Genomic DNA, 21,763 nt, shown 5'->3' with positions numbered 1-21,763 from the left:
TGGGAACAGGCGCGGGCCAGACGGTTGATCGGCAATTTGTGGCGATCCCTTCGCGAGCAGGCTCGCTCCCACAGGGGATCTCCGCTGCTGTTGATATCCAGTGTGGGAGCGAGCCTGCTCGCGAAGAACGATAACGCGGTCTGAAACCTAGTGACCATTCCCCGAATGCCCACCCGCCTGTGCAGCCTCCGCAGCTTTGCCAGCCTCGGCCTTGCGCCCGCCTTCAACTTCCGCAGCCGGGGTTTTCTGCGCCTCCTTGCCCAGTTGCTCAAGCGCCTGCAGATTGCTTTTGCGCACCGCCTCGACAAATCCCTGATACGGCAGATCGGTCACACCGACCAGACCGAAATGGCCATTCTCGCCGTCGAGCAAACGCCCGGTCACCGGTTGGTCGAGATACTGGAACCAGTGCACGCCGACAATCGACGGTTCGCTCAGCGCCTGTTTTAGGAAGTTGGCATAGGCCGGGCCGCGATCTTCCTCCTTGGCCAGCTGCGTCACGCCGCCCCAGAACGGACCTCGGTCGGCCGAGCCGAAGTTGAATTCGGTGATCAGCACCGGTTTGTCCAGGGCTGCCAGCGCGGCGAAGTCGTAGCCGTCCTGCGGCTTGAGCGTGTACATGTTGAAGCTCAACACATCGCAATACTGTGCGCAGGACGCCACGGCTTCAGGGGTACTGATGGCGAAACGACCGCCAAGGAGCATCTGGTTCGGCGCGTGCCATTTCAGCGAATCGGAAATGGTCTTGAAATAGGTATCGGCGAAGACCTTCTGGAAGTATTTGAAATCCGCTTCGATCTCCGGATGCTCCGGGTTCGGCAGTGGCGGCACGAAGCCAGGGTCTTCCATCAATTCCCACGCCGGCAACTCGATGCCCCAGGCCTTGGACAGTCCGGCCTGATTGCGGTACTTGTCGCGCAATTGCTTGAGAAAGGCGCGTTTGGCCGGCACGTCGGTGGTCATTTTCAACGTGCCGTAGGCCAGCGCGTAGCGAGCTTTCGGATCGTCGCCAGGGCCGGCCCAGGCCAGTTCGTTGTCGGCGTAATAACCGATCAGCCACGGATCGTCACGGTGATCGCGGGCGGCAATGGCCACGGCACGCTCGGTGGCCATGGCGAAACGCGGATCGAACGGATCCGGCATGCCGCCCCACCAATCGCTGCCGGTGCTGATGCTGGTGTAATCGCCGACGATCGACAGCGGCAAGGTGTACGGTACGCGCTCAGCATCCGCCAGCGACGGCGCGCTCCAGTTGCCCACTGTGTTGAAGCCCCAGGCTTGCAGCCGATCGAGGGTGTGCCGGGTCCAGCGTTCTTCATCAATAGTGGCTTTGCACGGAGCGGTTTCCTCGCTGGACGCTTGCACCGCATCGGTCTGCGCCGCTTCGGCAATACCGGATTTTGGCTCGGCAGGCACCGCTGCGGTTTCAGCGGCCTGCACCGAACCGGCCTCAGCCGCCCCAGCCTTCGCCGCTTCGGCAATCCCGGCCTTGTTGTCGCTGTCTGCCTTGCACGGTTCGCCGTACAGGCGTTGCAGATTGGCGCCATAGAAGTCGTACCAGCGGCCGTTGCCGTAGCCACGCCCCTGGTCGGCGCCATTGCCGCCACGGTTGTCACCCTCGCCAAAATGCGCGGCCAGCGGGTCGTCGTTCTTAGGCAACGATTCAAACATGGATTCACGGCCGGCGACGTAGGTCTGGTTGACCTGCGCGCTGACGGTGTTGACGCCCAACGAATAGAACGGGTGGCCTTCGGGGGTCACCAGATACCAGCGGCCATCGCGTTTTTCCGTGCGAAAGAAACCGCTGGCCTTGAACGCCGGGCCTTTGTTCCAGCCCCCGAATGTGTCCAGCGAAGCCTTTTCACGCTCGGCCAGCCACGTATTCAGCTGTTGCTGCTCTTTGCTGGCGGCGCTTTTCAGTTGTTCGTCGCTGCTGACTTTTTCCGGCCACTTGCTGCGGGTTGACTGCCCGTAAGCATCGACCAGATTGCCGTACACCGCCCGCGTCACCGATTCGCCGTCCTGCACGCCGAACCGCTCGAGCAACAGACTCTGCGCAACTTTCGGCTGATCCATCGACAGACTCACCGAAACCACCTGGCTGCGGTCGATCTCGCCCGTGCTGCTGGCCAGCAGGATGCGTTGGCCATCGACGGTCATCGGCATCGGCGGCCCGGCTTTCATGCCCTGGCTCAGCGGCGTCGAAGCCACCAGCGGCACCAGCAAGGTCTGCGCGGGGCCGGCCGGCAGATCGACGCGGCTGACCAGAGTGCGGCCGTCGTTGCTCTGGATCTGCACATAGACTGTGACCGCCCAATTCATCGCACTTTGCAGACGCAGGGTCATCATGTCGGACTGCGACCAGTCCCAAGCGCCGGTCTGCGGGGTAAGGCGCAAGGTCGGGCGGGCGACCGGGTTGAACGTCACCCGGCGCAGCACTTCACCTTCCGCGGTCTGTTCGGCATTGGCCTGCGGCAGGTCGGCGTTTTCCGTGGCGACCTTGACCACGTCGGCCGGGCGTACGAAGTTGAACAGCGTCTGCTGACCGGCGGGCGCAGCCAGCAACGGCGCGGCAAAGATCAAGGCGAAAACAGCGGGCAACGAACGGCGGATCATAAGAGCGGAGTTCTCCCTAACGACCAGTCAAGGCCAGTGGAAAAGCGGTGGCAGAGAGATAGACAACGCGGCGGGCCAATCGGCCCACCCGTGTCTCAGGATATTTCACGACGGAAAGGAGGCAACGCATTGAGGATCGCCTTGCCGTAGCGCTGAGTGACCAGACGCCGGTCTAGCAAGGTGATGGTGCCGCGGTCTTCTTCGGTGCGCAGCAGACGGCCGCAGGCCTGAACCAGTTTCAGCGAGGCATCGGGCACGGAGATTTCCATGAACGGATTGCCACCGCGCGCCTCGATCCACTCCGATAACGCGGCCTCAACCGGATCATCGGGCACCGAGAACGGAATCTTGGCGATCACCACGTGCTCGCAGTAGGCCCCCGGCAAATCGACACCTTCGGCAAAACTGGCCAGCCCGAACAGCACGCTGGAATCACCGCCATCGACCCGCGCCTTGTGCTTGTTCAGGGTTTCCTGTTTCGACAGGTTGCCCTGAATGAACACTTGCTTGCGCCAGTCGCGGTCGAGACCGTCGAATACGTCCTGCATTTGCTTGCGCGAGGAGAACAGCACCAGTGTGCCTCGTGAACCTTCCACCAGATCGGGCAGCTCGCGAATGATCGCCGCCGTGTGGGCGGCGGCATCGCGCGGGTCGGCCTTGAGATCCGGCACGCGCAGCACGCCGGCATCGGCATGATGGAACGGGCTCGGCACCACCGCTGTGACAGCTTTTTTCGGCAGACCGGCGCGCATGCGGAAACGGTCGAAAGTGCCCAGCGCCGTCAGCGTCGCCGACGTCACCAAGCAGCCGTAAGCGACGTTCCACAAACTGCGACGCAAGGTTTCCGCCGCCAGAATCGGGCTGGCGTTGACCTCGATATCGAACAGCGAACCGCTTTCGGCCAGGGTCAGCCAGCGCGCCATCGGCGGGCTGTCTTCCGGGTCTTCGGCGGTGAACGCGGTCCACAATTCCCAGTTGCCGGAAGCGCGGGACAACAAGCTGCCGAACAACGGATACCATTCTTCGGCCTGATTGCTGGCGATGCCGATATTGACCTCACCGTCCATGCCTTCCTTGAGCAGGTCGGTCAGGCGCTGGAACAGATCGTTAAGGCGCGAATAGCCTTTTTTCAGCTCGATGCCCATCTCGCGCATGTCCTCGGGAATCACCCCGCCGACAAAGCGATGACGCGGTCGCTCGCGGCCTTCGACGTCTTCGCCGGGTTTGAAATCGGCGATCTGCTCGCAGGCGGTGAACATGAACTGCTGTTGGGTCTTGATCTCCCGCGCCAGCTCGGGCACCTGCTCGATCAGCTTGCCGAGATCGCCCGGCAACGGATGCTGGGCCAGCAGCTTGGTGAGGTTCTTGGCGGTGGTTTCCAGCCAGTCGGCGGTGGAGCGCAGGCGCGTGTAATGAGCGAAGTGGCCGATGGCCTTGTCCGGCAAATGGTGACCTTCGTCGAACACGTAAATGGTGTCGCGCGGGTCAGGCAACACGGCGCCGCCGCCCAGTGCCAGGTCAGCCAGGACCATGTCGTGGTTGGTAACGATCACGTCAACCTTGCCCATGCCTTCGCGAGCCTTGTAGAAAGCGCACTGGCCGAAGTTCGGGCAATGACGGTTGGTGCACTGGCTGTGATCGGTGGTCAGGCGCGCCCAGTCGGCGTCTTCCAGCGCGTTAGGCCAACTGTCGCGGTCGCCGTCCCATTTATTGCCGGCGAGCTTTTCGATCATGCTGGTGAACAGCTTCTGACTGGCCTCGTCGACTTCGATCTTGAAGCCTTCTTCTTCGAACAGCTGCGCGGTGGCGGTTTGTGCGTGGCCTTCCTGCAACAACATGTCGAGCTTGGACAGGCACATGTAGCGACCACGGCCCTTGGCCAGGGCAAAGCTGAAATTCAGCCCGCTGTTGCGCATCAGGTCGGGCAAATCCTTGTAGACAATCTGCTCTTGCAGGGCGACGGTCGCGGTGGCAATCACCAGACGCTTGCCGGCCAGTTTCGCCGTGGGGATCGCCGCCAGGCTGTAGGCCACCGTCTTGCCGGTACCGGTGCCGGCTTCCACCGCGACAATCGCGGGGTCGCCACTGCGCCGGCCTTCGTCGTCGGTGTCGATATCTCCGAGGACTTTGGCGATTTCAGCGATCATCAGGCGCTGGCCGTAACGCGGCTTGAGACTCTTGGCCTCTAGAAAACGCGAATAGGCGCCCTGGATCGTGGTTTTGAGTTCAGTGCTGATCATTGAGTGTCGGGCGCTGGAAACGCTGGATAAATTTTCAGTAGTTTAGGGGGCGTTCTCGATTAGTTTCCACGCCGCGTTGTCGCCTTAAACCGGGCCAGGCAAGGCGCAGGCCGCTGGGAATGGTGTTTTATTTCCAAGGCCTGCAACGCAGGCTGGCCCGGCTTAAGGCACAACCCGAAGGGCCGGGTCTGCTGTTGTGCAGGGCTGCGTTGCTCGAAGCTTATTTGGAATGACCAAACCACGCTTCTCGCGCCTTGCCCTGCACAACAGCAGGCCCGGCGCGGCGCGGAAACTAATCGAGAACGCCCCCAGCGGCGGCTATCATACCTGCCTAATCGATCCTGCGCAGAACGGAGTGCCCGAATGACACCTTTTAGCCTCGTTTACCCCCTGCATGTCCTTGCCGCTTTGGTGTGGGTCGGCGGTATGTTTTTCGCCTGGATGGTCTTGCGCCCTGCGGCCGTGAAGGCTCTGGACGGCCCCGCTCGCCTGACCCTGTGGGTGGAAGTGTTTCAAGGTTTTTTCCGTTGGGTCTGGGTCGCCGTGATCCTGTTGCCGATCAGCGGCGTGGGCATGTTGCATCTGCAGCAGGTCGGATTTGAAACCGCGCCGAAGTACGTGCAGGTGATGATCGGTTTGTATGTGGTGATGACGGCACTGTTCATCCGCATTCAGGGGTTGATGCTGCCAGAATTGCGCAAGGCGGTTGAGGCGAAGGATTGGCCGGCGGGTGCGGCAGTGCTGGGGCGGATTCGGCGGGTGGTGGGGCTTAATCTGCTGGTCGGGTTGGTGCTGGTGGCAGTAGCTGCGGCTCGGCCGTGATCGTTCCCACGCTCTGCGTGGGAATGCCGCAAGGGACGCTCTGCGTCCAGTGACGCGGAGCGTCACGGGCTGTATTCCCACGCAGAGCGTGGGAACAATCAGCGGGTTGGCCGTTAGAGGCGCTGCACGGTAACCGAACCCGTCGCTCCCACCGGCCCCGGCTGGCCATCCGCACCGGCCTTACCGTTCTTGCCGCCATCAGCGCGATAGACCAGGCAGCCCTTGGACTTGCCACCCTTGCCCGCCTTGCCGCCGACACCCGCCGGTCCGCCGGCACCGCCAGCCACGTTGACCTTGATCAGCTCGACTGGGAAATCCCGTGGTACGGCGAGGCGCACCAGCGCACCCGGCGCGCCTGGCTGACCATCGCTGCCGTCACTGCCATCGGCACCGTGGCCGGCCGAGCCATAGGTGCAGCCCGGATCTTCACCGTTGCCGCCGTCGAGGCCGACGAAACCCGGCGCGCCCCTGCCGCCACGGGCATCGACCGTCAGTTGCGGCGCGCTCAGGGCCTGAAATTGCAGGTTCAGATTGCGCCCGGCCCGGGCCGCTTTTTCATAAGTGCCGGGGGCGCCGCGCGCGGTGATCTGGCTGCCCTCGCTCAATTCAGCGCGCTTGACCTTCACTTCCAGCGCCTGTTCAGCCGGAACGATAGCAATACGTGCTTCGTGGCCCAGACGCAGTTCATCAATGTTCAATTCAGTCACGTTGGACGGGATCAGCAAGGTGCCGTAATCGGCGACTTCCAGTTTCTCCAGTTGCAGCGTGCTGGTGGTGTTGGGCAAGCGCATCAAAGAATTGCTTTGCACGTTGACCACCTGGGCGCAGGCCAGTGGACTGATGAATGCAGCGAGCAGGCAGAGTTTACGCATGGGAAGAAGCCTCCGGAGCGGCCGGGGCCGGGATGGTTTGCAGGTGGAAAACGCCGAACAACAGAATGCGGCCACGATCACGCCAAGGGTGCGGACGACCCTTGAGGCTGCGATTGCACAGCAGCACTTCGAGTAGATGAATCAGCAACAACAGAGCGCCGGCCAGATTGACCAGCAGATGCAGCGGATGAACAAACGGCACCAGTTGATTGGCCAGTACCACGCAGCAGAACAGCAGGGTCAGCAAACGCCCCAGCCCCCAGAACACCTTCATACGCTCCCCCGTGTTGCGAATTATTCTTTGCACGCACAGTACCGGCTTCTGCGGGGGATAAGCCAGAGGGAAAAATGAAATTTGTGCAAACGCGGATGAAATGGCTGCCGGGGCGACGATCTCGACCCGGCAGCTCTAGCCTGCGTACTACAGACGGTTGCTAACGATTGATGTGCAGCTCGACCCGGCGATTTTCCGCGCGGCCTTCATCGCTGGCGTTATCGGCGACCGGCTCACTCTCGCCTCGGCCCTCGCTGGTGAGCTTGTTCGGCGCCAGCCCCTGACTCAACAGATACGCTGCGACACTGCTCGCGCGCCGCTCGGACAAAGCCTGGTTATAGGCGTCGGAGCCTTTACTGTCGGTGTGCCCGATGACCTTGATGCTGACCACATCGGCATTGCGCAGCTTGTCCATCAAGGTATCGAGCTGGGCTTTAGCCGCCGGGGTCAGATCGGACTTGTCGAAATCGAACAGCACGTTGCCGGCATCGCTCAAGGTGATCACTTCGGTTTGCGGCGCCGGTTCGACCGGTTTGACTGCCACCGGATATTGCGGCAGCGGGCAGCCACGGTGATCGACTTCGGTGTTTTCCGGAGTGTCCGGGCAGCGGTCGCGGCGGTCGAAGACGCCGTCGCTGTCTTCGTCGCCATCCTGGGCGTAACAGATCAGCCCGCCGGTGACGATACCCAATGCCGCGCCGCCGCCGGCCCAGCCGGCGCTTTCAATGGCGCCAAGACCGCCGCCGACCAGACCGCCAAGCAGGCTGCAGATCGGCCACGTACGTTGATTGAGGGGGGCGGTGCCATCGCTGTGAGTGGCACAACCGGTGAGCAAGCTGCCAAGCAGCAGCACCGGCAAGACGGACCTTGAGAAAAGACGCATTTGTGAACGCTCCTGTGTACCGGCCCATACCGGTTACACAGGAGTAAAGACCCGCATCCGCGACTGCACAAGCCGCGGATGCGAGAGGGGCTAGCGGACGATTTTGATTTCGGTGCGACGGTTCTGTGCACGACCATCAGCCGACTTGTTGTCAGCCACAGGCTGGCTTTCACCAAGGCCCGACACCGAAACGAAGCTGGCACGCGGTACACCCTGCTGGATCAGGTATTCCACCACCGAGTGCGCACGACGATCCGACAGTTTCTTGTTGTAGGCATCGCTGCCGACACTGTCGGTGTGACCGGTCACGGTCAGTTGCGCGGTAGAGGATTCCTGTTTCAGGCGATCGGCGACCTTGTCCAGCACTTGCTTGTCAGGGCCGGTCAGCGTGGCTTTGTCGAACTCGAAATGCACATCACGAATGACGATGGTTTCTTCCTTGACCACAACCGCTTCTTCGACCACTGGCGCAGGCGTCGGTGGCGGGCAACCGTCAGCATCGACCTGCACGCCTTTTGGCGTGCCCGGGCACTTGTCGCGACTGTCCGGCACGCCATCGCCGTCTTCATCGCCATCGCCATGCACCCAGCAGTAAGCCGCTGCCGTACCGCCGACGATCAGTGCACCGTAGCCAGCCCACGATGCGCTTTCCGTCGCGCCGAGACCGGCACCGACCACACCGCCGACCGCCGCACAGGTCGGCCAGTCGGTTTTCTGCAAACCTGCACAACCAGTCAACACACTGGTTAGCAGAACCAAGGGTAATGCTGTCCGAACTATGCTCATCTAGTTTTCTCCTGAGGGATCGGCTTAAAACCGATTCAGGGAGTAAAGACCGGAGTTTTAATCTCCGCCAGCAATAGGCCACCGCTGTTTGCGACCGTGTTCACAGGGGTTTGCCTCTTTGGGCGAAAACCGCCGCCACCGGGCGCTTTGCCGACGCGGTCTGGCAGGCTAGTCTTGGCGGTCTGACTGAGGAGCTTCGATGAACGTCGCCATTTCTTCGCGCACGCCACAACAGGCGTTGGCCGCTTTGCTGGATCGCTACGCCCCGGCCCGACTGCTGCTGATCGGCGCCAGCGAATTTCCCGCCTTGAGCGCTTTCAAGGACGCGCATCCAGATACCGTGGTCGCCCATGCCGCACCCGGCGGTCTGCCCGCCGAACTGGCCGCGCAACGCTTCGATCTGGCGCTGGTAGTCGATTGCCTGGAACATTTGCCCAAACGCGATGGCCTGAACCTGTTGGGCGGCATCCGCAATCTCAACGCCAGTCGCATCGCGGTGCTGGCGGATCTGGCCGCCAGTGGCTGGCAGGAAACCGATTTCTATTCGCTGGCACTGCAGGCCAGCGAGCGTTTTCAGCGCGACGCGCAGGTGCTGACCCTGTTCACCTACGATCTGCTTGACTACAAACAAGTCCCCGACTGGCTCAATTCACGCTTCTGGGCCAATCCGGAAAACTTCGGGAAATACTGGTGGTAATGCAATGAGTACAGCCATTTGCCCTTGCGGCAGCGGCAATCTGCTGGATGCCTGCTGCGGCCCTTATCATGACGGCCACCCGGCGCCGTGTGCCGAAGCCTTGATGCGTTCGCGGTACAGCGCTTATGTGCTGGGGCTGATCGACTATCTGGTGGCGACCACCCTGCCCGCGCAGCAGGCGGGGCTGAACCGACAATCGATCAGCGACTGGAGTGCGCAAAGCACCTGGCTTGGTCTTGAGGTGGAAAGCTCGGAAGTGTTCGGCGGCCAGCCGGAACACGCTTTTGTGACCTTCACCGCACGCTGGCATGACAGCCAGGGCGAGCACAGCCATCGCGAGCGCTCATCCTTTGTACAAAACGCCGGGCGCTGGTACTTCATCGATCCCACGGTGCAGCTGAAGCTGGGGCGCAATGACGGCTGCCCTTGCGGCAGCGGGCAGAAGTTCAAGAAGTGTTGTTCGGGTTATTTCGGCGCTTGAAAGCCAAGATCAAAAGATCGCAGCCTTCGGCAGCTCCTACACGGGATTAGCCGAAGGCTGAAATCTTTTAAGGTCTAGACTGGGCACAAAGGGAGTCAATTTCATGCTCGGTCGTCGGCGCACACTACATTTTCTGCTGTTGATGCTGATCGTAAACCTCGGCGGCTGTGCCTCGTGGTTCAGCGACGAAAGCGTCGAGCCCGCCGTGCATCTGGTGAAAGTCGAGGTGGTGCGGGCCAAACTGCTCGAGCAAAAATTCATCCTGCACTTTCGCGTCGACAATCCCAACGACAGCGATCTGACCGTGCGCGGCCTCGAATACCGGATTCACCTGGCGGACATGCTGCTCACCGAGGGCGAGCATGAGCACTGGTTTACCGTGGGACCCAAGCGCAGCGCTTACTTCAAAGTGCCGATCCGCACCAACCTGTGGCCGAAGGTCAAACAGGTGGTGAAACTGCTGAAAAATCCGAACCAGCAGATTCCCTATCGATTGCAGGGGGAAATGGAAACCGGTTTATTCATCGCCCACTACGTGCACCTTGAGCGCAATGGCGTGATAATCCCCGCCGATCTAACTCCGGAGTGACCTCGATGAACCAGCAACCCCATGTCCATGGCCCTGACTGCAACCACGATCATGACCACCATCATGATCACGACCATGGCCATGTCCACGGCCCGAACTGCGGCCACGCCCACCAGGAACCGGTGCGCAACGCCCTGAAAGACGTCGGCCGCAACGACCCTTGCCCATGCGGCAACGGCAAGAAATTCAAGAAGTGCCACGGCGCTTGATGTCACGGGCGAAGATCTTCTTCGCCTGACACACCGCTTCGCGAGCAGGCTCGCTCCCACAGTTGATCTGCACTCAACACATTTTTGTGAACCTGCGCAGCCCTGTGGGAGCTGGCTTGCCAGCGATAGGGCGGCACATCCCTGCATTGATGTCGCCTGATTCACCGCAATCGCTGGCAAGCCAGCTCCCACAGGTCTATCAGTTGACTGTCAGAATCAGGGCAGCACTGACCACCGTCGCGTACTCCCCATGCAGATTGCCCAGCGACATCCCGTGCACCTCTTCAGCGGTACGCGGTGTGCCGAAATAATCGGCCTTGTCGAAGGTAAAACATGCATCCTCTGCCACCCATGCGTCGAACCCCAGATTGCCCGCAGTGCGCGCCGTCGACTCAACAGAGTTGTTGGTCGCCACACCAACGATGATCAGTTGCCCGATCCCGGCCTCACGCAACTGCGCCTCCAGCCCACTGGCACAAAACGCATCGGGCACCTGTTTCTGGATCAGCCATTCAGCGTCCTGCGGCATAAAGCGCGGCTGAAACTCCACTCCGTCCTGCTCCGGCCAGAACACCGAGTCAGGTGAGCGCGACAAATGCTGCACGTGAATCACCGGGCGCCCGCGCAGGCGCCACAGCGCCAATAACTCAAGCATTCGCTCTTCGGCCTGAGGATTATTCCGCCGCCCCAGACGCGGATGCAGAATGCCTTTCTGCTGGTCGATGATGATCAGCGCAGCGTTGCTTTGAAGCTCCATAGCGATCTTTCTCCTGACAGGTCTCGGGACTCATTCCGCAGTTCAACATCAGCGCTTTCCCACAAGCAACTGTCACAGCTCTGACCGATCAGCCGACAACAGCACAAATAACCGCTCGCCCCGCTTGCGCGGCCCTCGCGCCCTCACTAACGTAGCGGCTTTATTGCGCCCCCAGCCTTATACCCCCGCAGGAGCTTCGCCATGGCCTCGCCAGCCCTTACACATTTTCTTCCCCGGTTCGGCGTTGCCGCAGCAGTGGCCGGTGTTCTCGGCCTGTCCGGTTGCCAGACCTGGAACGCCCAGGACAGCCTGCCGCCGACCTCCGGCGTACAACCGCTCAAGGGCCTGGCGCAGAATGTGTCGGTGCGGCGCAATGCGATGGGCATGCCGCTGATCGAGAGCAACAGCTTCCATGACGCACTGTTCAGCCTCGGCTATGTCCACGCCAGCGACCGCATCAACCAGATGGTCACCCTGCGCCTGTTGGCCCAGGGCCGGCTGGCGGAAATGTCTGGCGCGTCGATGCTCGATGCCGACCGCTACATGCGCGCGGTCAATCTGAAGAAGAGCGCCGGCGAGCTGTACAAGGCCTCGTCGCCACGGCTCAAGCGCTTCTTCGAAGTCTACGCACGAGGCGTCAACGCTTATCTGTTCCGCTATGCCGACAAGTTGCCGGGCGACCTCGCCGCCAGCGGTTACAAGCCCGAATACTGGAAACCGGAAGATTCGGCGCTGATTTTCGCCCTGCTGAATTTCAGCCAGTCGGCCAACCTGCCGGAGGAAATCCAGTCGCTGGTGCTCGCGCAAACCGTGACCACTGACAAACTCGCCTGGCTGAGCCCGTCGGCGCCTGATGAAAACCTGCCGGTGGCTGAAGCCGACAAGCTGCAAGGCCTCAAGCTCAACGGACAGATTCCGGGGCTGACGGAATTGAGCAGCGCCAGCCAGCAACTGTCGGCGCTGAACCTGCTCGCCACACCGACTGCGAACAACTGGACAATCGCCCCGCAACGCAGCCGCAGCGGCAAGAGCCTGCTGGCCAGCGATGCGCACGGGCCGCTGGCCGCGCCGTCGTTGTGGAGTTTCGTGCAGATCCGCGCACCGAAATATCAGGCGGCCGGCGTCACGGTTGCCGGTCTGCCGATGGTGCTCGGCGGCTTCAACGGCAAAGTGGCGTGGAGCATGACCAGCGTGCTCGGCGACAATCAGGACCTGTTCCTCGAGAAAATCCGCCGTCAGGGCAGCAGCCTCACTTATGAAGTCAACGGCAAATGGCAGCCGTTGGGCGTGCGCAACGAAACCTATTTCGTCAAAGGCCAGCGGCCGATTCGCGAAGCCGTGTACGAAACCCGCCACGGCGCGCTGCTCAACAGTGCCCAGGCAGCGGCGCAAGGCAACGGTTTCGGCCTCGCCTTGCAGACGCCAAGCTTCACTGACGACAAAACCCTGGATGCCTTCTTCGACCTGACCCGCGCGCAGAACGTCGAGCGCGCCTCAGACGCCAGCCGTGAAATCCGCGCCATTACCCTGAATCTGGTCTTTGCCGATGCAAGCAATATCGGCTGGCAAGTCACCGGGCGCTTCCCCAACCGTCGCGAAGGTGAAGGCCTGCTGCCCTCGCCGGGTTGGGACGGTCGCTACGACTGGGACGGTTACGCCGACCCGATGCTGCACCCCTACGATCAGGACCCGGCACAAGGCTGGCTCGGCACCGCCAACCAGCGTGTAATTCCCGACGGCTACGGCATGCAGTTGTCGAAATCCTGGGCGGCACCGGAGCGCGGCGAGCGCCTGGCGGAAATGGCCGGCAGCGGCAAGCACGACAGCCGCAGCGTGATCGCCATGCAGTACGACCAGACCACCACGTTCGCCGCCAAGCTGAAAAAAGTCTTCGAAGCGCCGGGGATGAAGCAACCGCTGAAACAAGCGATCGACGCTTTGCCGGAAGCGGAGCGCAGCAAGGCCCGCGAAGCCTTCACGCGCTTGATGGCGTTCGACGGCAAGCTCAGCCCGACCTCGGCGGATGCGGCGATTTATGAACTGTTTCTGCAGGAAAGCATGAAGCAGATCTTCCTCGATGAACTGGGTCCTGAGTCGAGCCCGGCGTGGAAGGCCTTTGTCGCCAATGGCGATCTGTCCTACGCGGCGCAGGCCGATCATCTCTTGGGGCGTGAGGACAGTCCGTTCTGGGATGACCTGCGCACGCCGCAGAAGGAAGACAAATCCGTGATTCTCGCCCGCAGCCTCGCTGCGGCGATTACTGCCGGTGACAGCCAGTTGGGCGGCGATCATCGCGCCTGGCAGTGGGGCAAATTGCACAGCTATGCGTGGAAAAACAGCAACGGTCAGACTGTGCGCGGACCACTGGCAGCCGGTGGCGATCACACCACGCTGAACAACTCGGCGTTTGCCTGGGGCCAGGACTTCGTCACCACGCGCGCGCCGTCGATGCGTTTTATCGTCGACTTCGGCCAGAGCGAGCCACTGATGGCGCAGAACGGTACGGGGCAGTCGGGCAACCCGCTGAGTCCGAACTACCTGAACGGGATCGATGCGTGGCTGAAAGGTCAGTACATCGGCCTGCCGATGCAGCCGCAGAACTTTGATCGGGTGTATGGCAAGACCCGCTTGACCCTCACCCCCGGGAAATAGAGCAAAGATCAACAGCCCCTCACCCTAGCCCTCTCCCGGAGGGAGAGGGGACTGATTGGGGGATGCTTGGGTCTTGCGCCGACCTGAAAGAGAGATGGTGAATCCAACGTTGGATCAGGCTCAAGGCTGTGCCGGATCCATATTCAACTCGGTCCCCCAGGTCGATGTACCTCACCAGACACCTCGGTCGGCCCCTCTACAAAGCGAGGTGAATCCAACGTTGGATCAGGCTCAAGGCTGTGCCGGATCCATATTCAACTCGGTCCCCCAGGTCGATGTACCTCACCAGACACCTCGGTCGGCCCCCTCTCCCTCTGGGAGAGGGCTGGGGTGAGGGTAGCGCTTCAAAGCCGATCGAACTTCCAGCCTCACGCCCGCCTCATAGCTAACAAGCCCCCCATTCCGGTCACGACATGGATCTTGTTATTGCCCGACCTGAAGGTCTCTACTGCCCCGCCGGAGATTTCTATATCGATCCGTGGCGGCCGGTCGAGCGTTCGGTGATCACCCATGCCCATGGCGATCACGCGCGCACCGGTAATCAGCACTACCTGTCGAGCAGCGCCAGCGCCGGGATTCTGCGCGCGCGCCTGGGTCAGGACATCCAGTTGCAAACCCTTGATTACGGCCAACGCCTGACCCATCACGGCGTGACCCTGAGCTTTCACCCCGCCGGGCATGTCCTCGGTTCGGCGCAGGTGCGCCTGGAATACGGCGGCGAAGTCTGGGTCGCGTCGGGGGATTACAAGGTCGAGCCGGATGGCACGTGCGCCCCATTCGAACCGGTGCGCTGCCACACCTTCATCACCGAATCGACCTTCGGCCTGCCTATCTACCGCTGGCAGCCGCAGGCGCAGATCTTCGCCGAGATCAATCAGTGGTGGGCGGCCAATATCGCCGCCGGCAAGGCCAGCGTGCTGTTCTGCTACTCCTTCGGCAAGGCCCAACGCATCCTCCACGGCATCGACGAAACCCTCGGGCCGATCCTCAGCCACGGCGCAGTCGAACCGTTGAACCGCGTCTACCGCGATGCCGGCGTATACCTGCCGCCGACGATTTACGCAGGCGACGTGAAAAAAAGCGATCCGATCATGCGCCAGGCGCTGGTCATTGCTCCGCCATCGGCGGGCGGCAGCACGTGGATGCGCCGTTTTGGCGACTTCAGCGATGCCTTCGCCAGCGGCTGGATGCGCTTGCGCGGGACCCGGCGGCGGCGCGGCGTCGATCGCGGCTTCGTCCTCTCCGACCACGCCGACTGGCCCGGCCTGCTCTGGGCGATCAACCAGACCGGCGCGGAGCGGGTGATGGTCACTCATGGCTCGATCGGCGTGCTCGTACGTCATCTGCGCGAACAGGGTCTTGATGCACAAGGCTTCACCACTGAATACGGCGATGACGAAGACGACAACATCGCCACCGAACCCACCGTTGCCGAGACGTCCCCATGAAAGCGTTCGCCGAGTTATATGCCGAACTCGACGCCACCACGTCGAGCAACGCCAAGCTGGCGGCGATGCAGGTGTACTTCGCACAGGCCGCGCCAGCAGATGCCGCGTGGGCGGTGTATTTCCTCTCCGGTGGTCGGCCTCGGCAACTGGTACCGGTGCGCATACTCCGAGAGCTGGCGGTCGAAGTTTCGGGACTGGAGCCATGGCTGTTCGAAGAAAGCTACCAAGCCGTCGGCGATCTGGCCGAGACCATTTCTCTGGTGCTGCCGGAAAATCCTCACAGCTCCGAGGCCGGTCTAGCCGAATGGATCGAAGACAAGCTGCTGCCACTTCGCGGTGAAACCCCGGAATATCTGGCGCGCCAACTGCCGATGTTGTGGGCGCAACTGGATCGGCCGAGCCTGATGCTGTGCATCAAGCTGATCACCGGCAGTTTCCGCGTCGGCGTGTCGAAGTTGCTGGTCACTCGCGCCCTGGCGTCGATGGCCGGCCTCGACAGCAAACGCGTGGCCCAGCGCCTGGTCGGTTACACCGATCTGTCGAACCGGCCCAACGCCGCGAGTTACCTGAAACTCATCGCCCCGGAATCCGCAGACGAACATGCCCAGCGCGGCGGCCAGCCCTACCCGTTCTTTCTTGCCCACGCCTTGGCGCAACCGGTCGAGGAATTCGAAGCCCTGCTCGGCCCCGCCAGCGACTGGCAGGTGGAATGGAAGTGGGACGGTATCCGCGCGCAAGTTGTCAAGCGCGACGGCAAGCTGTGGGTGTGGTCGCGCGGCGAGGAATTGGTGACCGAGCGCTTCCCTGAATTCGATGTGCTGGTGCATGGCTTGCCTGACGGCACGGTGATCGACGGCGAAATCGTCGTGTGGAAGAGCACCCATCCGACTACTGAAGATGCCTTCGATCCGCAATCCGATGAACCGCCGGCCGTGCAACCGTTTGCCCTGCTGCAACAACGCATCGGTCGCAAGACGCTCGACAAGAAGATTCTCGAAGAAGTGCCGGTGGTAGTGCTGGCCTACGACCTGCTGGAATGGCAGGGCGAGGACTGGCGCAACCAGCCGCAGGTCAAGCGACGGGCGCAACTCGAGGAAGTCATCGCGCGCTGCAACAGCCCGGTACTGCTGCCCTCCCCCGTATTGACCGGCGAAGACTGGCTCGACCTCGGCCGCCAGCGCGAAGCGTCACGCAAACTCGGCGTCGAAGGCATGATGCTCAAGGCGCGCGATTCGCTGTATGGCGTCGGCCGGACCAAGGACATGGGCGTGTGGTGGAAGTGGAAGGTCGACCCGTTCAGCGTCGACGCGGTACTGATTTATGCCCAGCGCGGACACGGTCGTCGCGCCAGTCTGTACAGCGATTACACCTTCGCGGTGTGGGACGGCCCGCCGGAATCCAGTCAACGCTCGCTGGTACCGTTCGCCAAGGCGTATTCGGGGCTGACCGATGAAGAGATGCGCCAGGTCGACAGCATCGTGCGCAAGACTACCGTGGAGAAATTCGGCCCGGTCAGCAGCGTCAAGCCGAGCCTGGTGTTCGAACTCGGCTTCGAAGGCATCGCCCTGTCGCGCCGGCACAAGAGCGGCATCGCCGTGCGTTTCCCGCGCATGCTGCGCTGGCGCAAGGACAAGACCGTCGAAGAAGCGGACAGCCTCGCTACCCTGCAAGACTTATTGGCCTGATTCATTCTCGACACATCGCAGAACCCTGTGGCGAGGGGATTTATCCCCGCTGGGCTGCGCAGCGGCCCCCAGCAATTCCCACCTGAAATCGTGCACTCAGGTTTTTGCGACTGCTGCGCAGCCGATCGGGGACAAATCCCTCGCCACAGTTTTTCCCTGCTCTGAGCTACGCGTTTGAACCGAAACAGTGCATGCAAACAGCAATGCCCGTTTCCGTGCATTCAACTACCCTTGCCTCTCTGCACTCGACCTTTTAAAACACCTGTTCGGCACTCTGGTTCGGAAATTGCTACTTTCTATAGGTCGTAAGCGTTGCAGTAACAATAATTCTGCGCCACAAGCGCTCATATTGGTTCTTAGGGATTGAATAATGAAAAAAGCATTGCTGACCCTTTCTGCACTGGCGTTGTGCATGGCCGCCGGCTCCGCGCTGGCCAAGGAATACAAAGAGCTGCGCTTTGGCGTTGACCCTTCGTACGCACCGTTCGAGTCGAAAGCGGCCGATGGCAGCCTGGTCGGGTTCGATATCGATCTGGGCAACGCGATCTGCGCCGAACTGAAGGTCAAGTGCAAATGGGTCGAAAGCGATTTCGACGGCATGATTCCGGGCCTCAAGGCCAACAAGTTCGACGGTGTGATCTCGTCGATGACCGTGACCCCGGCTCGCGAGAAGGTCATCGACTTCTCCAGCGAACTGTTTTCCGGCCCGACCGCTTACGTGTTCAAGAAAGGCTCCGGCATCACCGCCGACGTCACTTCACTCAAGGGCAAAACCGTCGGTTACGAGCAAGGCACCATTCAGGAAGCCTACGCCAAAGCCGTGCTGGACAAGGCTGGCGTGAAAACCCAGGCCTATCAGAACCAGGATCAGGTGTATTCCGACCTGACCTCCGGTCGTCTCGACGCCGGTATCCAGGACATGCTGCAAGCCGAACTGGGCTTTCTGAAGTCGCCAAAAGGCGCTGATTATGAAATCAGCCAGCCGGTCGACAGCGAATTGCTGCCAGCCAAAACCGCTGTCGGTATCAAGAAAGGTAACACTGAGCTGAAAGCACTTTTGGATAAAGGTATCAAAGCGTTACACGACGACGGCAAATACGCCGAGATTCAAAAGAAACACTTTGGTGACCTGAATCTGTACAGCGGCAAATAATGCTCCGGCGCCCATCCTCGATGGGCGCCTTTTCCATCCGCTCAGGTTGCTGATTTATGTTTGAAACCCTCCTGCAAAATCTGGGGCTGGCCTCGTTCAGTCTGCAGGGCTTCGGCCCGTTGCTGCTGCAAGGCACCTGGATGACCATCAAATTATCGGCGATGTCGCTGCTGGTGGCCGTGTTGCTCGGCCTGCTCGGCGCCAGTGCCAAACTGTCGAAAGTCAAACTGGTGCGCCTGCCCGCGCAGCTCTACACCACGCTGATTCGCGGCGTGCCGGATCTCGTGCTGATGCTGTTGATCTTCTACAGCCTGCAAACCTGGCTGACGTCGCTGACCGACTATATGGAATGGGAATATATTGAAATCGACCCGTTCAGCGCCGGCGTGCTGACGCTGGGCTTCATTTATGGCGCGTATTTCACCGAGACCTTCCGTGGCGCCATCCTCGCGGTGCCGCGTGGCCAGGTCGAAGCCGCCACCGCGTATGGCCTCAAACGTGGCCAGCGTTTTCGCTTCGTGGTGTTTCCGCAAATGATGCGCTTCGCTTTGCCGGGCATCGGCAACAACTGGATGGTCATGCTCAAGGCCACCGCGCTGGTGTCGATCATTGGCCTCGCCGATCTGGTCAAGGCTGCCCAGGACGCCGGTAAAAGCACCTATCAACTGTTCTACTTTCTGGTCCTCGCCGCCTTGATTTATCTGCTGATCACCAGTGCTTCGAACTTCATCCTGCGCTGGCTCGAACGCCGCTACGCCGCCGGTGCCCGGGAGGCCGTACGATGATCGAACTTCTCCAGGAATATTGGCGCGCCTTCCTTTATACCGACGGCCAGAACATCACCGGGCTGGCGATGACGATGTGGCTGCTGACCGCGTCGATCTGCATCGGCTTCGTCGTCTCGATTCCGCTGTCGATTGCCCGCGTCTCGCCGCACTTCTACGTCCGTTGGCCGGTGCAGTTCTACACCTACCTGTTCCGGGGCACGCCGCTGTATATCCAGTTGCTGATCTGCTACACCGGCATCTACAGCCTCGCCGCCGTGCGCGAGCAGCCGATCCTCGACAGCTTCTTTCGCGACGCGATGAACTGCACGATCCTCGCCTTCGCTCTCAATACCTGCGCGTACACCACGGAGATTTTTGCCGGGGCGATTCGCAGCATGAACCATGGCGAAGTCGAAGCGGCCAAGGCTTATGGCCTGACCGGCTGGAAGCTGTATGCCTACGTGATCATGCCGTCGGCATTGCGCCGTTCGTTGCCCTACTACAGCAACGAAGTGATCCTGATGCTGCACTCGACCACCGTGGCGTTCACCGCGACCATTCCCGATATCCTGAAAGTCGCGCGGGATGCCAACTCGGCGACCTTCCTGACCTTCCAGTCATTCGGCATTGCCGCGCTGATCTACCTGACCATTACTTTTGCGCTGGTCGGTCTGTTCCGCCTCGCCGAACGCCGCTGGCTGGCCTTCCTCGGGCCGACTAACTAGCACTGGTTTCAAAAATAAAGAGATAACAATGCGCCACCAGATCCATGACTTGCTGGCCCCGCTGCCGGGGACCGCACGGCAGATTCACAGCTTCTACTTCGGCCCACCGCAGGCCAAGGGCAAGGTTTACATCCAGGCGTCGCTGCACGCTGACGAACTGCCGGGCATGCTGGTCGCCTGGCACCTGAAACAGCGTCTGGCCGAACTGGAAGCTGCCGGCCGCCTGCGCAGCGAAATCGTCCTGGTGCCGGTGGCCAACCCGGTCGGCCTCGAACAAGTGCTGATGGACGTGCCGCTGGGCCGTTACGACCTGGAGAGCGGGCAGAACTTCAATCGCTGGTTCGTCGACCTCAGCGAAGAAATCGGCAACGCCATCGAAGGCCAACTCAACGACGACGCGCAGCACAACCTCGAACTGATCCGCGCCAGCCTGCGCAACGCCCTCGACCGTCAGAAGCCGACCACACAACTGCAATCCCAGCGTCTGACCCTGCAACGCCTGGCCTGCGATGCCGACATGGTGCTGGACTTGCATTGTGACTTCGAATCGGTGGTGCACCTGTACACCACGCCCGAGGCGTGGCCACAGGTCGAGCCCTTGGCGCGCTACATGGAAGCGCAGGCCAGCCTGCTCGCTACCGATTCCGGCGGGCAATCGTTCGACGAGTGCTTCACCCTGCTCTGGTGGCAACTGCGCGAGCGCTTCGGTGAGCAGTTCGAGATTCCGCTGGGCAGCTTCTCGGTGACCGTCGAATTGCGCGGCCAGGGCGACGTCAATCACCCGCTGGCCAGCCGCGATTGTCAGGCGCTGATCGACTATCTGATCCAGTTCGATGCCATCGTCGGCGAGACCAAGCCGCAACCGCCACTGCCGTACCCGGCCACGCCGCTGGCCGGGGTCGAACCGGTGACCACGCCAGTTGGCGGCCTGCTGGTGTACTGCGCGACACCCGGCCAATACCTGGAAGCCGGGCAGCAGATCGCCGAAATCATTGACCCGGTCCACGACAAGGTCACCCCCATTCATTGCACCGCCGCCGGCCTGCTGTATGCGCGCTCGCTGCGGCGCATGGCCACTGCCGGCATGGTCATCGCCCACGTCGCGGGCGCCCAGGCCTATCGCAGCGGCTACCTACTTTCGCCTTGAGGATGCTCGTCCATGTACAAACTGACCGTTGAAGGCCTGCACAAAAGCTATGGCGATCATCAGGTGCTCAAAGGCGTTTCGCTCAAGGCCAAAACCGGCGACGTGATCAGCCTGATCGGCGCCAGCGGCTCGGGCAAAAGCACCTTTTTGCGCTGCATCAATTTCCTTGAACAACCGAATGACGGCGCCATGAGCCTCGATGGCCAGGCGATCCGCATGGTCACCGACCGCCACGGCATGCACGTTGCCGACGCCGATGAACTGCAACGCCTGCGCACGCGGCTGGCGATGGTGTTCCAGCATTTCAACCTGTGGAGCCACATGACCGTGCTGGAAAACATCACCATGGCCCCGCGCCGGGTGCTGGGCTGCAGCAAACAGGAAGCCGAGGATCGCGCCCGACGTTATCTGGACAAAGTCGGCTTGCCGGCGCGGGTCGCCGATCAATACCCGGCGTTTCTGTCCGGCGGCCAGCAACAGCGCGTGGCGATCGCCCGGGCACTGGCGATGGAGCCGGAAGTGATGCTGTTCGACGAACCGACCTCGGCACTCGACCCGGAACTGGTCGGCGAAGTGCTGAAAGTGATTCAGGGTCTGGCCGAGGAAGGCCGGACGATGATCATGGTCACCCACGAAATGAGTTTTGCGCGCAAGGTGTCGAATCAGGTGTTGTTTCTGCATCAGGGTCTGGTGGAAGAAGAAGGTGCGCCTGAAGACGTGCTGGGCAATCCCAAGAGTGAACGCCTGAAGCAGTTCCTCAGCGGCAATCTTAAATAAGGTTGGCAACCCACCCCTGTGTGGGAGCGAGCCTGCTCGCGAAAGCGGTTTATCAGTCAACATCAATGTTGAATGTGCAATCGCATTCGCGAGCAGGCTCGCTCCCACAGGGGGAATCCATCGACCGACAAAGTTAAACTTGTCGCCCCGCTTCGCTGTCTCTGAAACAACACCTCCAGAGCG

20 protein-coding genes are annotated in these 21,763 nt (G+C 61.4%); 13 read left to right on the top strand and 7 right to left on the bottom strand.

All coding sequences use genetic code 11. The annotated features are described in order from the left end of the window. Positions 1 to 147: 147 nt before the first annotated feature. Both CKW30_RS08570 and dinG read right to left on the bottom strand, forming a co-directional pair. A complete protein-coding gene (locus CKW30_RS08570) occupies positions 148 to 2,616 on the bottom strand; it encodes a beta-galactosidase (protein WP_095180544.1) in 2,469 nt (822 codons plus the stop codon). A gap of 95 nt (positions 2,617 to 2,711) precedes the next feature. Next, positions 2,712 to 4,856: an ATP-dependent DNA helicase DinG gene (dinG, locus tag CKW30_RS08565; protein ID WP_024011911.1), complete on the bottom strand. Its 2,145-nt coding sequence runs from the start codon at positions 4,854 to 4,856 to the stop codon at positions 2,712 to 2,714. A 363-nt stretch (positions 4,857 to 5,219) separates the two neighbouring features. Between dinG and CKW30_RS08560 the strand changes: the two genes are divergently transcribed. Next, positions 5,220 to 5,678, top strand: a complete 459-nt coding sequence (locus CKW30_RS08560; protein WP_076566254.1) for a CopD family protein — start codon at positions 5,220 to 5,222, stop codon at positions 5,676 to 5,678. Between the two features lie 113 nt (positions 5,679 to 5,791). On the opposite strand, the gene CKW30_RS08555 is transcribed toward CKW30_RS08560, so the two are convergent. From CKW30_RS08555 to CKW30_RS08540, 4 genes are all read right to left on the bottom strand, one after another. Then, complete coding sequence (locus CKW30_RS08555) at positions 5,792 to 6,550, bottom strand: collagen-like protein (RefSeq protein ID WP_095180543.1); 759 nt, start codon at positions 6,548 to 6,550, stop codon at positions 5,792 to 5,794. Then, positions 6,543 to 6,824 (bottom strand): DUF1145 domain-containing protein, encoded by a 282-nt coding sequence (locus CKW30_RS08550; RefSeq protein WP_016771375.1) that lies wholly within the window; start codon positions 6,822 to 6,824, stop codon positions 6,543 to 6,545. Before CKW30_RS08550 ends, CKW30_RS08555 begins: the two co-directional genes overlap by 8 nt. Positions 6,825 to 6,984: 160 nt before the next feature. After that, positions 6,985 to 7,707 (bottom strand): OmpA family protein, encoded by a 723-nt coding sequence (locus CKW30_RS08545; protein ID WP_095180542.1) that lies wholly within the window; start codon positions 7,705 to 7,707, stop codon positions 6,985 to 6,987. Between the two features lie 90 nt (positions 7,708 to 7,797). Further along, a complete protein-coding gene (locus tag CKW30_RS08540) occupies positions 7,798 to 8,493 on the bottom strand; it encodes an OmpA family protein (protein ID WP_016770616.1) in 696 nt (231 codons plus the stop codon). Positions 8,494 to 8,692: 199 nt separating this feature from the next. Here CKW30_RS08540 and CKW30_RS08535 point away from each other — a divergent pair, with 199 nt between their 5' ends. The 4 genes from CKW30_RS08535 (at position 8,693) to CKW30_RS08520 (ending at position 10,469) form a co-directional block, all read left to right on the top strand. Further along, complete coding sequence (locus CKW30_RS08535) at positions 8,693 to 9,190, top strand: DUF6231 family protein (protein ID WP_095180541.1); 498 nt, start codon at positions 8,693 to 8,695, stop codon at positions 9,188 to 9,190. Positions 9,191 to 9,194: 4 nt separating this feature from the next. Continuing rightward, positions 9,195 to 9,671 carry a YchJ family protein gene (locus CKW30_RS08530; protein ID WP_095180540.1) on the top strand — a complete coding sequence of 159 codons (477 nt, stop codon included), beginning with the start codon at positions 9,195 to 9,197 and terminating at the stop codon, positions 9,669 to 9,671. Between the two features lie 103 nt (positions 9,672 to 9,774). After that, complete coding sequence (locus CKW30_RS08525; protein WP_095180539.1) at positions 9,775 to 10,260, top strand: LEA type 2 family protein; 486 nt, start codon at positions 9,775 to 9,777, stop codon at positions 10,258 to 10,260. Between the two features lie 5 nt (positions 10,261 to 10,265). Beyond that, a complete protein-coding gene (locus CKW30_RS08520; protein WP_095180538.1) occupies positions 10,266 to 10,469 on the top strand; it encodes an SEC-C metal-binding domain-containing protein in 204 nt (67 codons plus the stop codon). Positions 10,470 to 10,668: 199 nt separating this feature from the next. On the opposite strand, the gene CKW30_RS08515 is transcribed toward CKW30_RS08520, so the two are convergent. Next, positions 10,669 to 11,226: a cysteine hydrolase family protein gene (locus tag CKW30_RS08515; protein ID WP_095180537.1), complete on the bottom strand. Its 558-nt coding sequence runs from the start codon at positions 11,224 to 11,226 to the stop codon at positions 10,669 to 10,671. A 201-nt stretch (positions 11,227 to 11,427) separates the two neighbouring features. Between CKW30_RS08515 and CKW30_RS08510 the strand changes: the two genes are divergently transcribed. From CKW30_RS08510 to CKW30_RS08475, 8 genes are all read left to right on the top strand, one after another. Continuing rightward, complete coding sequence (locus CKW30_RS08510) at positions 11,428 to 13,878, top strand: penicillin acylase family protein (RefSeq protein ID WP_095180536.1); 2,451 nt, start codon at positions 11,428 to 11,430, stop codon at positions 13,876 to 13,878. A 413-nt stretch (positions 13,879 to 14,291) separates the two neighbouring features. Further along, positions 14,292 to 15,326, top strand: a complete 1,035-nt coding sequence (locus tag CKW30_RS08505) for a ligase-associated DNA damage response exonuclease (RefSeq protein WP_041478061.1) — start codon at positions 14,292 to 14,294, stop codon at positions 15,324 to 15,326. Next, positions 15,323 to 17,011, top strand: coding sequence for an ATP-dependent DNA ligase (locus CKW30_RS08500; RefSeq protein WP_095180535.1), 1,689 nt, complete (start codon positions 15,323 to 15,325; stop codon positions 17,009 to 17,011). The genes CKW30_RS08505 and CKW30_RS08500 overlap by 4 nt, the downstream gene beginning before the upstream one ends. 370 nt (positions 17,012 to 17,381) lie before the next feature. After that, positions 17,382 to 18,164 (top strand): transporter substrate-binding domain-containing protein, encoded by a 783-nt coding sequence (locus CKW30_RS08495; protein WP_041478063.1) that lies wholly within the window; start codon positions 17,382 to 17,384, stop codon positions 18,162 to 18,164. 56 nt (positions 18,165 to 18,220) lie between these two features. Further along, positions 18,221 to 18,949, top strand: a complete 729-nt coding sequence (locus CKW30_RS08490) for an ABC transporter permease (protein WP_016771383.1) — start codon at positions 18,221 to 18,223, stop codon at positions 18,947 to 18,949. Further along, complete coding sequence (locus CKW30_RS08485) at positions 18,946 to 19,656, top strand: ABC transporter permease (protein WP_095180534.1); 711 nt, start codon at positions 18,946 to 18,948, stop codon at positions 19,654 to 19,656. The genes CKW30_RS08490 and CKW30_RS08485 overlap by 4 nt, the downstream gene beginning before the upstream one ends. Before the next feature lie 28 nt (positions 19,657 to 19,684). Then, a complete protein-coding gene (locus CKW30_RS08480) occupies positions 19,685 to 20,803 on the top strand; it encodes a succinylglutamate desuccinylase/aspartoacylase family protein (RefSeq protein WP_095180533.1) in 1,119 nt (372 codons plus the stop codon). A 12-nt stretch (positions 20,804 to 20,815) separates the two neighbouring features. Then, on the top strand, positions 20,816 to 21,580 hold the full coding sequence (locus tag CKW30_RS08475) for an ABC transporter ATP-binding protein (RefSeq protein WP_041478066.1): 765 nt from the start codon (positions 20,816 to 20,818) through the stop codon (positions 21,578 to 21,580). The last annotated feature ends 183 nt before the right edge of the window (positions 21,581 to 21,763 follow it).

Origin of the sequence: Pseudomonas sp. Irchel 3F6 (genome assembly GCF_900187595.1) — a bacterium.
GTDB lineage: Bacteria > Pseudomonadota > Gammaproteobacteria > Pseudomonadales > Pseudomonadaceae > Aquipseudomonas > Aquipseudomonas siliginis.
This window is presented reverse-complemented; position numbering and strand designations above follow the sequence as displayed.

What these genes read in the sequence shown, in the direction of transcription:
- CKW30_RS08555 (WP_095180543.1), bottom strand. Translation starts at nt 6,550, where the DNA reads ATGCGTAAACTCTGCCTGCTCGCTGCATTCATCAGTCCACTGGCCTGC.
- CKW30_RS08520 (WP_095180538.1), top strand. Translation starts at nt 10,266, where the DNA reads ATGAACCAGCAACCCCATGTCCATGGCCCTGACTGCAACCACGATCAT.
- CKW30_RS08505 (WP_041478061.1), top strand. Translation starts at nt 14,292, where the DNA reads ATGGATCTTGTTATTGCCCGACCTGAAGGTCTCTACTGCCCCGCCGGA.
- CKW30_RS08545 (WP_095180542.1), bottom strand. Translation starts at nt 7,707, where the DNA reads ATGCGTCTTTTCTCAAGGTCCGTCTTGCCGGTGCTGCTGCTTGGCAGC.
- CKW30_RS08515 (WP_095180537.1), bottom strand. Translation starts at nt 11,226, where the DNA reads ATGGAGCTTCAAAGCAACGCTGCGCTGATCATCATCGACCAGCAGAAA.
- dinG (WP_024011911.1), bottom strand. Translation starts at nt 4,856, where the DNA reads ATGATCAGCACTGAACTCAAAACCACGATCCAGGGCGCCTATTCGCGT.
- CKW30_RS08525 (WP_095180539.1), top strand. Translation starts at nt 9,775, where the DNA reads ATGCTCGGTCGTCGGCGCACACTACATTTTCTGCTGTTGATGCTGATC.
- CKW30_RS08480 (WP_095180533.1), top strand. Translation starts at nt 19,685, where the DNA reads ATGCGCCACCAGATCCATGACTTGCTGGCCCCGCTGCCGGGGACCGCA.
- CKW30_RS08510 (WP_095180536.1), top strand. Translation starts at nt 11,428, where the DNA reads ATGGCCTCGCCAGCCCTTACACATTTTCTTCCCCGGTTCGGCGTTGCC.
- CKW30_RS08485 (WP_095180534.1), top strand. Translation starts at nt 18,946, where the DNA reads ATGATCGAACTTCTCCAGGAATATTGGCGCGCCTTCCTTTATACCGAC.
- CKW30_RS08495 (WP_041478063.1), top strand. Translation starts at nt 17,382, where the DNA reads ATGAAAAAAGCATTGCTGACCCTTTCTGCACTGGCGTTGTGCATGGCC.
- CKW30_RS08475 (WP_041478066.1), top strand. Translation starts at nt 20,816, where the DNA reads ATGTACAAACTGACCGTTGAAGGCCTGCACAAAAGCTATGGCGATCAT.
- CKW30_RS08550 (WP_016771375.1), bottom strand. Translation starts at nt 6,824, where the DNA reads ATGAAGGTGTTCTGGGGGCTGGGGCGTTTGCTGACCCTGCTGTTCTGC.
- CKW30_RS08530 (WP_095180540.1), top strand. Translation starts at nt 9,195, where the DNA reads ATGAGTACAGCCATTTGCCCTTGCGGCAGCGGCAATCTGCTGGATGCC.
- CKW30_RS08560 (WP_076566254.1), top strand. Translation starts at nt 5,220, where the DNA reads ATGACACCTTTTAGCCTCGTTTACCCCCTGCATGTCCTTGCCGCTTTG.
- CKW30_RS08500 (WP_095180535.1), top strand. Translation starts at nt 15,323, where the DNA reads ATGAAAGCGTTCGCCGAGTTATATGCCGAACTCGACGCCACCACGTCG.
- CKW30_RS08490 (WP_016771383.1), top strand. Translation starts at nt 18,221, where the DNA reads ATGTTTGAAACCCTCCTGCAAAATCTGGGGCTGGCCTCGTTCAGTCTG.
- CKW30_RS08535 (WP_095180541.1), top strand. Translation starts at nt 8,693, where the DNA reads ATGAACGTCGCCATTTCTTCGCGCACGCCACAACAGGCGTTGGCCGCT.
- CKW30_RS08540 (WP_016770616.1), bottom strand. Translation starts at nt 8,493, where the DNA reads ATGAGCATAGTTCGGACAGCATTACCCTTGGTTCTGCTAACCAGTGTG.
- CKW30_RS08570 (WP_095180544.1), bottom strand. Translation starts at nt 2,616, where the DNA reads ATGATCCGCCGTTCGTTGCCCGCTGTTTTCGCCTTGATCTTTGCCGCG.